Source organism: Pannonibacter phragmitetus DSM 14782 (genome assembly GCF_000382365.1).
Taxonomy (GTDB): Bacteria; Pseudomonadota; Alphaproteobacteria; order Rhizobiales; family Stappiaceae; genus Pannonibacter; species Pannonibacter phragmitetus.
In genome coordinates, this window is the sequence record NZ_KB908215.1 from 744,278 (window position 1) to 756,553 (window position 12,276).

Genomic DNA, 12,276 nt, shown 5'->3' on the forward strand with positions numbered 1-12,276 from the left:
CGCTGCACAGAACTGCAATGGGGCTGCAACAATAATACCCAGACTCTGCAATGTGTGCGCATGACGCCTTGAAATTGCCCAAGCGCCGCCGGGTCTTGAACAAGTCCCGGAGAGTCAGGCTCATAGAGAGCTTGTATGAATGAAAAATTGCAACATCAAACTGATACACATCAGCTCATGATTTTGAGGCTTCCTATCTATTTTATGCCGCAGGTAACTTTGAAAATAAAAGACCTGCAGCAATCAAAGGGAGATTAAAATGGGTAAAATCAGCGAGACAGCTGGAGAAACCGCAAAGGGCATCATCGGCGGCGGCATCGAAGGTGCTCTCCAGGGCGGTCAAAAGGTCGGAGAAAAGATCAACGAAGCCACCGAGGCCTATCAAGGTATGCGGGAAGCGCAGGAGCAGCAGGCCCATGCGGAGCACGAGGCCCGTCAACAGGCGCGCGTGGTCGAAGAAAAGCGCCGCAATCCTGGACGCAGCGTTGCGGACATCCGCAACGAGGTCGAGCGCGACGGCTGAGCCGATGGAACGGCACCGGCAATCAGGCTGCATCTGCAACGAATGCCAGGGAAGAAGCAACGTCCTGCTGTTCCTGCAACGCGATGACGCTTGCCCCTTGAACCGGGAAGCTCCCGGCAAACGGTACAAGCATCTGGCTTCAGCCAACGCGTGCCGGTGCGGGGGGATACGGCGGCGATGGATGGGTTGAACGGTACGACGAGCTCTTTGCCTTGATCCCGTCACCTCATGACTGGGTCAATATCTGGCAAGAGCCGGCCAAGACATTCATTCAGCGGCCCAAAGGAATTGGGCCCCAGCCGGGTCGGGGCATGCCAGCGCTACCAGCGTCCCGAAATGGCGATCACTTATCAGCCTCCCATCCGCCAGATGGGGGGCTACCTTGTGTTTCAGCCCCGCATGATCAGAGCAAGGCACGGGACGGAGTACCTCTTTACCAGAGAGAAGATGACTGTCTGAAGCTACCTTGCAAGCAATGCACTCCAGCACCAGCCGTTCGCCCCTGCCCACAGCCAACGCGCGCAGCTGAACGCCTTCCATTGCAATTGCCGCTTTATTCGCCCTGTCAGGGCTGATACTAGATCGGCCATGACAGTCATTCTTCCTGCCGGATGCCTTTCCGGCCCCGCGATCTCACGAATTAGCTGCCCGGCCTTCGGCTGACGCGATGGCGCGCCGAGGGACCGGGATCCCTTCGTGACGGGAAGCGGCAATGTCCGCCTCCCCTGACAGTTTGCAAGGCGCCCGCCTTGCCCTTCCTGATTTTTGCGGATTGCATGCAATGACCGAAACGACTGCCCGTGACTATTCCACGACGCTGAACCTGCCCGAGACCGATTTCCCGATGCGCGCCGGCCTGCCGCAGAAGGAGCCGGAAATCATCGCGCGCTGGAAGGCGATGGACCTTTACAAGCGCCTGCGCACCGCCTCTGCCGGCCGCCGCAAGTTCCTGCTGCATGATGGCCCTCCCTATGCCAACGGCAACATCCACATCGGCCACGCGCTGAACAAGACGCTGAAGGACATCGTCACCCGCTCCATGCAGATGATGGGTTTTGACAGCAACTATGTTCCGGGCTGGGACTGCCACGGCCTGCCGATCGAGTGGAAGATCGAGGAAGAGAACTACCGCTCCAAGGGCAAGCAGAAGCCGGACCTGAAGAGTTCCGCCGCGATGATCGCCTTCCGCCAGGAATGCCGCAGCTATGCGGAGCACTGGGTCGGCATCCAGCGCGAGGAATTCCGCCGCCTCGGCCTCGAGGGCGACTGGGAGAACCCGTATCTGACCATGAATTTCGAAGCCGAAGCGGTGATCGCTTCCGAGCTGATGAAATTCGCCACATCCGGCCAGCTTTACCGCGGCTCCAAGCCGGTGATGTGGTCCGTGGTGGAAAACACCGCGCTGGCCGAAGCCGAGATCGAGTATCACGACTACCAGTCCGACATGATCTGGGTGAAGTTCCCGGTGATCGAGGCTGGCAGCCTGGATGAAGCTGCCGCCGAGGACCTGCTGGACGCCGCCGTTGTCATCTGGACGACGACCCCCTGGACCATCCCCGGCAACCGCGCCATCTCCTACTCCTCGGCCATCTCCTATGGCCTTTATGAGGTGACGCAGGACGGCCTTGCGGATGACAACTGGGTGCAGAAGGGCGACAAGCTGATCCTTGCGGACAAGCTGGCTGCCGACGTCTTCAAGAACGCCCGCATCACCGACTTCACGCTTGTCCGGCCGGTCACCGCCGATGAACTGGCTTCCATGACCTGCGCCCATCCCTACCGGGATCTGGAGCTTGGCGGCTACCAGTTCGACGTGCCGATGCTGGATGGCGATCATGTCACCGATGATGCCGGTACGGGTTTCGTTCACACCGCACCCAGCCACGGTGCCGATGACTTCGAGATCTGGATCGCCAAGCGCGCCGAACTGGAAGAGCGCGGCATCGAGACGGCCATCCCCTTCACCGTTGCCGATGACGGCTTCTACACCAAGGATGCGCCGGGCTTTGAGGGCCAGCAGGTTATCACTCACAAGGGTGAAAAGGGCACAGCCAACAAGGCCAATATCGAGAAGCTGAAGGAAGCGGGCGCGCTGATCGGCCTTGGCCGCCTCAAGCATCAGTATCCGCATTCCTGGCGCTCGAAGAAGCCGGTGATCTTCCGCAACACGCCGCAGTGGTTCGTCTACATGGACCGCACGCTGGAAGGCCCGGGCGACACCCTGCGCAGCCGCGCGCTGAAGGCCATCGACGACACCCGCTTCGTGCCCGCAACCGGCCAGAACCGCCTGCGTTCCATGATCGCGGGCCGCCCGGACTGGGTGCTCTCGCGCCAGCGCGCCTGGGGCGTGCCGATCACCGTGTTCATCCACAAGGACACGGCGGAAGTGCTGAAGGACGAAGCCGTCAACGCCCGCATCTTCGAAGCCTTCAAGGCGGAAGGTGCGGATGTGTGGTTCGCAGAAGGCGCCAAGGAGCGGTTCCTGGGTGCTGACTACAAAGCCGATGAGTGGGTCAAGGTCGACGACATCCTCGATGTCTGGTTCGACAGCGGCTCCACCCATGCCTTCTGCCTGGAAAAGCGCCCCGACCTCAGCCCGAAGCGCAAGGTTGATGGCGGCGAAGATTATGTTCTCTATCTCGAGGGCTCGGACCAGCACCGCGGCTGGTTCCATTCCTCCCTGCTGGAAAGCTGCGGCACCCGTGGCCACGCACCTTATGACGCGGTGCTGACCCACGGCTTCACCATGGCCGAGGACGGGCGCAAGATGTCCAAGTCCCTGGGCAATCAGGTGTTCCCGCAGGACGTGATCAAGCAGTATGGCGCCGATATCCTGCGCCTGTGGGTGGCCTCCGGCGACTATGCCGAAGACCAGCGCATCGGGCCGGAGATCCTCAAGACCTCGGTGGACAGCTACCGCAAGCTGCGCAACACCCTGCGCTGGATGCTGGGCACCCTGGCCCATGCCACCGGCGAGGAAATCGCGCTCAAGGACATGCCGGAGCTGGAGCAGCTGATGCTGCACCGCCTCGCCGAGCTGGATGCCCTCGTGCGCAAGGGCTACGAGGACTTCGACTACAAGAAGGTCTTCCACCACCTCTTCACCTTCATGACGGTGGAGCTGTCGGCCTTCTATTTCGACGTGCGCAAGGACACGCTCTACTGCGACCCGGCCTCTTCGGTACGCCGCAAGGCTGCCCTGCAGGTGGTGGAGCAGCTGTTCACCTGCCTCGTCACCTGGATGGCACCGATGCTGCCCTTCACCATGGAGGAAAGCTGGCTGGCCCGTCATCCGGGTGAGGACAACTCTGTGCATCTGCAGCAGTTCCCCGCCGTTCCGGCAGACTGGCGCAATGAGGCGCTGGCGGCCAAGTGGGAAAAGATCCGCGAAGTCCGCCGCGTGGTCACCGGCGCTCTCGAAATCGAGCGCCGCGAAAAGCGCATCGGCTCGTCGCTGGAAGCTCACCCGGTGGTGCATGTCACCGACGCAGAGCTGATGGCTGCCCTTGCCGGCACCGACATGGCGGATGTCTGCATCACCAGCCAGCTCACGCTCACCGGCGAGGCAGCACCGGAAGGCGCCTTCACGCTGGATGACGTGAAGGGCGTGGCCGTGGTGCCGGGCCTTGCTCAGGGCACGAAATGCGCCCGCTCGTGGAAGATCCTTCCCGAGGTGGGGTCTGACCCGGACTATCCGGACGTGACCCTGCGCGATGCCGCGGCCCTGCGTGAATGGGACGCAGCCCACACGGCAGCCTGACGGTTGCTTCAGTTGGAAACGGTGAAGGACGAAGCATGAGTAAGGTGGCTCCCCCGTCAGGTTTTACCCGCAGATGGCTGTGGGGGCCGCTCAGCCGGATGGTGGCGGTGATTGCCGCCATCATCTTTGCCGCCGATCAGGCGAGCAAACTCTGGCTGCTGTTCGTCTACGACCTGCCCCGGCAGGGCAACATCGACCTGTTGCCCTTTCTGGAGCTCGTCACCGTCTGGAACCGTGGCATTTCCTATGGGCTCTTGCAGCAGGAGACGGATCTGGGCCGCTGGGCTCTGGCCATCTTCACCGTTCTGGCAGCCATCGCGCTGTGGGTCTGGGCGGTACGCAGCACCAGCAAGTTTGCCGGAGTGAGCCTGGCGCTGATCATCGGCGGCGCCCTTGGCAATGGGGTTGACCGTTTCGCCTATGGCGCGGTCTACGACTTTCTCCACATCCACTTCGGCAGCTTCTCGTGGTATGTCTTCAACATTGCGGATGCTGCAATCGTTGCCGGAGTGGCTGCTCTCCTGTATGACGGTTGGCGAGGAAGCCCCAATAAAGCCTCAAAGGGCGGTTCTAAAGGCCGTAAAGCGGGATAATTGGGACAGCGAGTGCGAGCGGGCAGGCCTGAAGCCGCCCTTGCAGCCTTGCGCTCACAGGAAACGGGATAGGTTACGTGCGGTTCAAGTTTTCTCTGGCAAGTTCCCGGACCGTAAGCCTCGGCGGGCTGCGTGGTGTCGTATCTGCTGTCATGCTCGGCGCTCTGGCGGCTGGCTGCGTGACGAACTCCTATGGCGAGCAGGAAGCCGTCGACAAGGTCGCCGTCCGCAAGATCATGGAAGGCATTGGCGCGGTTGACCCGCAGGCCAAGCCGATCGAATACAAGCCGCGCGCTCCGCTGGCCATGCCGGCCAAGCTGGACCAGCTGCCGCAGCCTGAAAAGCCGGTGACGGAAACAGCCGCCAACTGGCCGACGGCTGAAGACAAGTCGCTTCAGGATGTGCGCGCTGTCTATGCACAGCCCGGACGCGGCAGCGATGGCGAATTGCTGACCCCCGAACAGATGCGCGGCGTGCAGATTACCGGCGCACAGCGCCAGGCCAAGACCGCAGCCGATGTGCGCGATGGCGAGATCATGGACGGCGCCCGCATGACGCCGGCTGAAATGAAGAAGCAGAGCCAGGGCCCGCTGACGCGTGTCGACACGTCGGATCTGTTTGGTCCCGATGGCAAGCCGGTCCGCCGCTATCTGGTGGAGCCGCCGATCGCCTATTCGACGCCTGCCGGCAACGCACCGCTGGCGATGCCGAACGACCGCCAGCAGATTCAGGACCGCAAGCAGCTGGAAATGGATGGCGGCCGCATCAAGCCGAATTGCACCCCCACTGCAACGGAAACCTGCGTCTACTGACGACGGTTCTCATGCATTGTCTTCAACGGCGGCCACGGGCCGCCGTTTCTGTTTGGCCCTTTCCCTACATGACGAAAATTTAAGGCACCGGAGCCACGCCAGCGCCTATATTGCAGGCGACGCATTCCTCTGCCGGCGCGACCGGATTCGCGCCCTGTTCCATTCCGGGAGATCCCCAAGATGACACTTCCCGCTGCGAGACGGCGCGGCCTTCTCTTTGCCACGGCGCTGTCCTGCCTTGTTTTGGGCTCCGGCCTGTCGCTTGCCCAGACTGCGGCCGAAGCGCCGCCGGTCATTGCGCCGAACCTGTCCAGCTTCACGCTGGACAACGGTCTTGAAGTGGTGGTGATCCCCGATCACCGCGCCCCCGTGGTCACCCATATGATCTGGTACAAGACGGGCGCCGCCGATGAGCCGGCCGGCCAGTCCGGTGTTGCCCACTTCCTTGAGCACCTGATGTTCAAGGGAACGAAGGACAATCCGGACGGCATCTTTTCCCAGATCGTCTCCGATATCGGCGGCCAGGAAAATGCCTTCACCAGCAACGACTACACCGCCTATTTCCAGCGCGTGGCCAAGGAGCACCTGCCGCGCATGATGGAACTGGAAGCGGACCGGATGCAGAATCTCGTCCTCACCGACGAAGTGATCAAGCCGGAGCAGCAGGTGGTGCTGGAAGAGCGGCGCATGCGCGTCGATGCCGATCCCTCCTCGCGTCTGCAGGAGACGCTTTCCGCCATCACCTATGTGAACCATCCTTACGGATCGCCGGTGATCGGCTGGCAGAGCGAGATCGAGGCGCTGAATCACGACGCCATCATCTCCTTCTATGACCGCTTCTACACGCCCAACAATGCCGTTCTGGTGGTGGCGGGCGATGTGGAAGAGGCCGATGTACGCAAGCTGGCCGAGGAAACCTATGGCAAGCTGCCCCGCCGGGCCGAGCCGGGTCCGCGCATCCGCCCTGCCGAACCTCCGCTGAACGGCAAGCGCAGCGTGCATCTGGAGGACGAGCGCGTCCGTCAGCCGTCCGTCTCCGAAAGCTGGCTGGTCCCAAGCCAGGCGACCGGCAAGGACCGCGAACCGGAAGCCTTTGAGCTGCTGGCCCAGATTCTCACCGGCGGCCCGTCCAGCCGCCTCTACAAGGAAGCGGTTCTGGAGAAACAGGTGGCCATCGGCGTCGGCGCCTATTATCTCGACACCTCGCTCGATACGACCCGCTTCATCGTCTATGGCTCCCCGCGCGGCGATGGCACGCTCACGGGGCTGCAGGACATCTTCGAGCGCACGATCCGGGACATTGCCGAGAATGGCGTCACGGAGGCGGAACTGGCGCGGGCCAAACACTCGCTCACGTCCTCCGCGATTTATGCGCAGGACAGTCAGGTCACCCTCGCCCGCCTCTTCGGCGCCGCGCTGACCAGCGGCCAGACCATCGAGGATGTGCAGACCTGGCCCGCCCAGATCGAAGCGGTCACTCCGGCTGATATCCAGAAGGTGGCGCAGGATTATCTGCTGAAGGATCCGGTCACCGGCTATCTCACCGCCCCCGGCCAGTCGCCGGATGCCGCCGTCAGCGACCAGAAGTCCTGAACCAGCCCGTTAGACGAGGAAACACGCGCATGACGCAGTTTTTTGCTCCTGCCCGTTTTGCACGGGCCCATTTCACCCGGGCTGTTGCAGGCATTGGCCTGCTGATGCTTGGCGCCCTGCCCGCCGGCGCCACGACCATCGAGAAGGTGGTCAGCCCCGGCGGCATCGAGGCCTGGCTGGTGCAGGATGAGACCCTGCCGATGATCTCCATGAACTTTGCCTTCGACGGGGGTTCTGCCCAGGACCCGGACGGCAAGGAAGGGCTGACCAATCTTCTGGCCAGCACCATGGATGAAGGCGCGGGCGATCTGGACAGCGAAGCCTTTCAGGGCAAGCTGGAAGAACTCGCAGTGTCCATCCGCTTCAACGCGGGCAAGGACCAGCTGTTCGGCACCCTGCGCACGCTGACGGGCACGCGGGACGAAGCCTTCGATCTGCTGCGCCTTGCCATCAACGAGCCGCGCTTTGACGAAAAGCCGGTGGAGCGGGTGAAGTCGCAGATCCTGGCGGGCCTGCGCCAGCAGCAGGAAGATCCTGACGCCATCGCCTCGGAGGCCTTCCGCAATGCTGCCTTTGGCGGCCACCCCTATGGCAAGCCCGGCGACGGCACGGTGGAGACGGTCGAAAAGCTTAACCCCGCTGACCTGAAGGACCTGCACGGCCGGCTTCTCTCCCGCCACAAGCTCGCCATCGGCGTTGTCGGTGCCATTGATGCAAAGACGCTGGCACCGCTCTTGGACGAGGTTTTCGGCAAGCTTCCGGAAAAGCACAAGCTGCCTGAAGTTGCGGATGTTGAGCCGAAGACAGGCGAGCGCATCTCCCGCACTCTGGTCGTGCCGCAGACCACGATCCTCATCGGCCTGCCGGGCCTGAAGCGGGACGATCCGGACTATCAGGCAGCCTTCGTGATGAATCACATTCTGGGCGGTGGCACCTTCACGTCCTGGCTGTTCGAGGAAGTGCGCGAGAAGCGCGGCCTGTCCTATGGTGTCGGCTCTGATCTGGCTCCGGACGACCATTCCGCCCTTCTGGTTGCATCTGCTGCAACACGGGCTGACCGGGCGGACGAGACCATCAGCATCATTGAGGAGCAGTTCAAGCGCATGGCGGAACAGGGGCCCACACAGGAAGAGCTGGACAAGGCCAAGAGCTTCCTCACCGGCTCCTACGCCCTGCGCTTCGACACTTCGGGCAAGATCGCAGCCCAGCTGGTTGCCCTGAAGCTCGCAGACCTCGGCATCGACTATTTCGACCGCCGCAATGCGGAGATCGAGGCCGTCACTCTCGAGGACGTCCAGCGCATCGCCAAACGCCTTCTGGAAGGCAAGACACCGCTGATCGTCACGGTTGGGCCGCAGGCGAGCTGACTTTCAGCGATGGATGAACGTATGCCCAAGGGGCGGCCATCTGGCTGCCCCTTGGTGTTTTCTCGGGGGAATACCAGAAACCTTCAGCAAGCCCCACTTGCTCAAGTCTCCAGGCCTTCGTCATACAGCACCTCGTGCATACGGGCAGACCTTCAACTCGCAAGCCAAAACCGCAGAGTACAAGCAGAAAGGCAAGGGAGTGGATGCCATGATCAAGTCATGGCATGACGGAGTGAATATAAAACTTCTGGAATTATTATTTCATAATAATCGAAAATAAGCCCCCCCCCTGCAAGCAATCAACTCGCTCAAAACTCAAAAATATTCGTCATGCCATGACTTGATCATGGCATCCACGCCGTGCCCAATCCACGCGGATTGCCCCTCAAGTCAACGGCACAGTCCCCGTCGAACAAACTCGCAGCCTCATGCATTCAGGAACCGGCCAAGATCATACCATTCGGGATTTGTGGCTTCGATCAGTTCGACTTTCCAGGCTCGCGGCCAGCTCTTGATCGCCTTTTCGCGGGCAATCGCTTCCTCCGCCGTTCCATGCGGCTCATACCAGACGAGACGCTGAACCGAGTACCGGGCCGTGAAGCGGGAACCGGTTCCACTCTGATGCTCATGCAGTCTCCGGATCAGATCGTTGGTCACGCCGGTATAAACCGTCCCATTCTTGCGGCCGGCGAGGATGTAGACCCAGAAGCAGCGCATGATCTCCGGAACACTCCCAATGCGCAATTGCAATCAAAAAGAGCATGTCATCCAGACCGCACCAGTTCAAGCAGAAGGGCATGGCCGCCTCCCCCAACCAGATATATTGAAAACACCCATTTTAGCTAATATAGTGATTTTCATATCCAGCATGGAGACCAAGCATGCGCATCTTCAGCGCCACGGAACTGGCCAACAAGACCGGAGACGTTCTTGCTGCAGCGGCGCAGGAGCCTGTTGCCATTCAGCGGCATGGCAAACCGCGTTTCGTCATGCTGTCAGCAGAAGAATACGAACGCTTGACGTCGCCGCACGGCACGCGCCGGGCCGTTCACGTGTCTTCGCTGTCCGACAGCGAAGCCAGCGAACTGCTCACAGCCCTTGCGGACAGCATGAAGGATGACTGAGCGCCCTGCTCCTCCGCTGCCCGAGCCCGGAGATCTTTGGGACTACCCCTATCTCTGGGCATGGCAGGCAGAACGGGGCGAGGAAGAGGGGCGGAAAAGCCGCCCTTGCGCTGTTGCGCTGGCTTTGCGCAAGCACCACGGCCAGACGGAAGTGATCCTGCTACCGGTCACTTCGCAGCAGCCACCAGCGGAACGCTCATGTGTCGAGGTTCCCGAAATTGAGCGCAAGCGCGCCGGTCTGGACGAACAGATACGGCTCTGGGTGATCTGCGACGAGTTTAACGCCGATCTGCCCGAGCACTCCTACTACTTCGAACCACGCGCCCGGCTTGGCGCCTTCAGCCGTAGCTTCACCAAAATCCTGCAAAGTGCGCTGGCAGCAGCAATCCGGGGCCGGCGGGCAAGAACCATCAACCGCCGCTAATCGCCGTTCCTGCAATAAAAAAGGCGGCCCGCAGACCGCCCTTTCTTCCAATACAATGGCCTGAGCCCTCAAGCTTCCGAAATCAGCTTGCCGAGGCGGGAGATGCCTTCCTCGATCATCGCCTCGTTGGCGCAGGAGAAGCTGAGGCGCAGGGTGTTGGCGCCGGAGCCATCGGCAAAGAAGGCTTTGCCGGGCACGAAGGCGACCTTGACCGTTTCCAGCGAACGGGCGAGCAGGCCCGCGCCGTCCAGCCCCTCGGGCAAGGTGACCCAGACAAACATGCCGCCATCCGGGCGTGACCAGCTGCACCCCTGCGGCATGTGACGGCTGAGCGCATCCAGCATGCAGTCTCGGCGGGCCTGATAGGCCTTGCGGATCGTGGCCACCTGCGTGTCGAAGTAACGCTCAGCCACATCGGCCAGAACCATCTGGTTGATGGTGGAGGTGTTGAGGTCCGCCGCCTGCTTCATCAGCACCAGACGGCTGATGACGGGGGCGGCCGCGCAGATCCAGCCCACGCGCAGGCCGGGGGACAGCGTCTTGGAGAAGCTGCCGCAATAGAGGGTGCGCGCGGCATCGATATGACCGCAGCGGGCAATGTCCAGCGCCAGCATCGGCGGCACCGGCTCGCCGTCATAGCGCAGCGATTGGTAGGCGGCGTCCTCGATCACCGGAATGTCCAGCTCACCTGCCAGATCCAGGATGCGCTCGCGCGTCTGCCGGTCCAGCGTCTCGCCCGTGGGGTTGGCGAAATCAGCGGAAGCATAAGCGAATTTCACCGCGCCGCCCCGCTCCTGCGCCGCCTTGACGAAGTCCTCCGCCGGGCGGTTGCCGAGCGGGATCAGGCGGTCATAATGCGGTTCGTAGGCGTTGAAGGCCTGCAGTGCGCCCAGATAGGTCGGCCAGTTGACCAGCGCTGTGTCACCCGGCGAAAGCAGCAGCTTGCCGAGATAATCCAGCCCCTGCTGGGAGCCGGAGGTGATGATGATGTTTTCCACCTGGCAGGTGATGCCGAGGCTAGCCATGTAGCCCACCAGCCACTTGCGCAGGGCCAGATTGCCCTCGCTGACCGAATATTGCAGCGCCGTGTTTGCGCCTTCGCTGGTCAGCACACGGGCATAGCTTTCAGCAAATACGTCCTTGGGGAAGAGAGCCGGGTCAGGAATGCCGCCTGCGAAGGAAATGATGTCGGGGCGGTCAAGCAGTTTCAAAAGTTCACGGATTTCCGAAGCGCGCATCCGTTTCGAGCGCGTCGCGAACACATGTTCCCAGTCCAGCATGGGGGTCTCTTCCCGGCGTTCTGCGGGCCTTGGAATCCGGCCCGTCTGATTCAGAGACAGAACCACAGGTGTTCAAAAACGTCAATATTGCTTACCTATAAGCAGCAAAAATTCTTCTCATGTCCCGCTGACGCAATTTTGTTGATACGGTGCCTGTTCGAGACACCGCTGGCATCATGGCAGCGGAACCCCTATCTCTCTGCCCATGCCAACCCGCAAGGACCGAGCCATGAGCCGCATAGACGACAGCCGCCCCTTCATCCCCCTGCGCATTGCGGTGCTGACCGTTTCGGACACGCGGCAGCTGGAGGATGACCGCTCGGGCACGGTGCTGGCGGAGCGGATTGCGGGCGCTGGCCACACACTGGCGGACCGGCGCATCGTCCCCGATGACGCGGAACAGATCCGGGAGGCCGTGCGCGGCTGGATTTCGGACAGCACCGTGGATGTGGTGATCACCACCGGCGGCACAGGCTTCACCGGGCGTGACGTGACGCCGGAGGCCCTTGAGCCCCTGTTCGAGAAGCGGATGGAGGGCTTTTCCTATGTCTTCCACCGCATCTCCTATGAGAAGATCGGCACCTCGACCGTGCAGTCACGGGCGACGGCGGGCGTTGCGGGCGCGACCTATATCTTCGTTCTGCCGGGCTCACCGGGCGCCTGCAAGGATGCCTGGGACGGCATTCTCAAGTGGCAGCTCGACTACCGCCACATGCCCTGCAACTTCGTGGAGATCATGCCGCGCCTCGATGAGCATCTGAAGCGCGGCATGCTGCAGCAGGCCTGACGGCGCCTCAAGC

General features: G+C 61.9%; 11 protein-coding genes. 9 read left to right on the forward strand and 2 right to left on the reverse strand.

Features of this window, described 5'->3' with window-relative positions:
* Positions 1-259 precede the first annotated feature (259 nt).
* The 6 genes from H163_RS0103445 to H163_RS0103475 all read left to right on the forward strand — a co-directional run bounded on the left by H163_RS0103445 (position 260) and on the right by H163_RS0103475 (position 8,648).
* Positions 260-523: a hypothetical protein gene (locus H163_RS0103445; protein ID WP_019963150.1), complete on the forward strand. Its 264-nt coding sequence runs from the start codon at positions 260-262 to the stop codon at positions 521-523.
* 781 nt (positions 524-1,304) lie between these two features.
* Positions 1,305-4,283: an isoleucine--tRNA ligase gene (gene ileS, locus H163_RS0103455; RefSeq protein ID WP_019963152.1), complete on the forward strand. Its 2,979-nt coding sequence runs from the start codon at positions 1,305-1,307 to the stop codon at positions 4,281-4,283.
* 98 nt (positions 4,284-4,381) lie between these two features.
* Positions 4,382-4,876, forward strand: a complete 495-nt coding sequence (lspA, locus tag H163_RS0103460; protein WP_019963153.1) for a signal peptidase II — start codon at positions 4,382-4,384, stop codon at positions 4,874-4,876.
* Between the two features lie 77 nt (positions 4,877-4,953).
* Positions 4,954-5,688: a hypothetical protein gene (locus tag H163_RS0103465; RefSeq protein ID WP_208975299.1), complete on the forward strand. Its 735-nt coding sequence runs from the start codon at positions 4,954-4,956 to the stop codon at positions 5,686-5,688.
* A gap of 180 nt (positions 5,689-5,868) precedes the next feature.
* Positions 5,869-7,281, forward strand: coding sequence for a M16 family metallopeptidase (locus H163_RS22105; RefSeq protein WP_019963155.1), 1,413 nt, complete (start codon positions 5,869-5,871; stop codon positions 7,279-7,281).
* A 29-nt stretch (positions 7,282-7,310) separates the two neighbouring features.
* Positions 7,311-8,648 carry a M16 family metallopeptidase gene (locus tag H163_RS0103475; protein WP_019963156.1) on the forward strand — a complete coding sequence of 446 codons (1,338 nt, stop codon included), beginning with the start codon at positions 7,311-7,313 and terminating at the stop codon, positions 8,646-8,648.
* A 426-nt stretch (positions 8,649-9,074) separates the two neighbouring features.
* Here the strand turns inward: H163_RS0103475 and H163_RS0103480 are convergent, their stop codons facing one another.
* The gene (locus H163_RS0103480) at positions 9,075-9,365 is read right to left on the reverse strand and encodes a GIY-YIG nuclease family protein (protein ID WP_019963157.1); all 291 of its coding nucleotides are present in this window, start codon (positions 9,363-9,365) and stop codon (positions 9,075-9,077) included.
* A 164-nt stretch (positions 9,366-9,529) separates the two neighbouring features.
* Here H163_RS0103480 and H163_RS0103485 point away from each other — a divergent pair, with 164 nt between their 5' ends.
* Complete coding sequence (locus H163_RS0103485; RefSeq protein ID WP_019963158.1) at positions 9,530-9,772, forward strand: type II toxin-antitoxin system Phd/YefM family antitoxin; 243 nt, start codon at positions 9,530-9,532, stop codon at positions 9,770-9,772.
* On the forward strand, positions 9,765-10,196 hold the full coding sequence (locus tag H163_RS0103490; protein WP_019963159.1) for a hypothetical protein: 432 nt from the start codon (positions 9,765-9,767) through the stop codon (positions 10,194-10,196). Before H163_RS0103485 ends, H163_RS0103490 begins: the two co-directional genes overlap by 8 nt.
* A 68-nt stretch (positions 10,197-10,264) precedes the next feature.
* On the opposite strand, the gene H163_RS0103495 is transcribed toward H163_RS0103490, so the two are convergent.
* Positions 10,265-11,476: an aminotransferase-like domain-containing protein gene (locus H163_RS0103495; protein ID WP_019963160.1), complete on the reverse strand. Its 1,212-nt coding sequence runs from the start codon at positions 11,474-11,476 to the stop codon at positions 10,265-10,267.
* A gap of 229 nt (positions 11,477-11,705) precedes the next feature.
* On the opposite strand from H163_RS0103495, the gene moaB reads away from it, so the two are divergent.
* A complete protein-coding gene (gene moaB, locus H163_RS0103500) occupies positions 11,706-12,263 on the forward strand; it encodes a molybdenum cofactor biosynthesis protein B (RefSeq protein WP_019963161.1) in 558 nt (185 codons plus the stop codon).
* Positions 12,264-12,276: the final 13 nt, after the last annotated feature.

Bases quoted from the DNA above. Each gene is read 5' to 3' on its own strand.
- H163_RS0103445 (WP_019963150.1), top strand. From the start codon at position 260: ATGGGTAAAATCAGCGAGACAGCTGGAGAAACCGCAAAGGGCATCATC.
- ileS (WP_019963152.1), top strand. From the start codon at position 1,305: ATGACCGAAACGACTGCCCGTGACTATTCCACGACGCTGAACCTGCCC.
- lspA (WP_019963153.1), top strand. From the start codon at position 4,382: ATGGTGGCGGTGATTGCCGCCATCATCTTTGCCGCCGATCAGGCGAGC.
- H163_RS22105 (WP_019963155.1), top strand. From the start codon at position 5,869: ATGACACTTCCCGCTGCGAGACGGCGCGGCCTTCTCTTTGCCACGGCG.
- H163_RS0103475 (WP_019963156.1), top strand. From the start codon at position 7,311: ATGACGCAGTTTTTTGCTCCTGCCCGTTTTGCACGGGCCCATTTCACC.
- H163_RS0103480 (WP_019963157.1), bottom strand. From the start codon at position 9,365: ATGCGCTGCTTCTGGGTCTACATCCTCGCCGGCCGCAAGAATGGGACG.
- H163_RS0103485 (WP_019963158.1), top strand. From the start codon at position 9,530: ATGCGCATCTTCAGCGCCACGGAACTGGCCAACAAGACCGGAGACGTT.
- H163_RS0103490 (WP_019963159.1), top strand. From the start codon at position 9,765: ATGACTGAGCGCCCTGCTCCTCCGCTGCCCGAGCCCGGAGATCTTTGG.
- H163_RS0103495 (WP_019963160.1), bottom strand. From the start codon at position 11,476: ATGCTGGACTGGGAACATGTGTTCGCGACGCGCTCGAAACGGATGCGC.
- moaB (WP_019963161.1), top strand. From the start codon at position 11,706: ATGAGCCGCATAGACGACAGCCGCCCCTTCATCCCCCTGCGCATTGCG.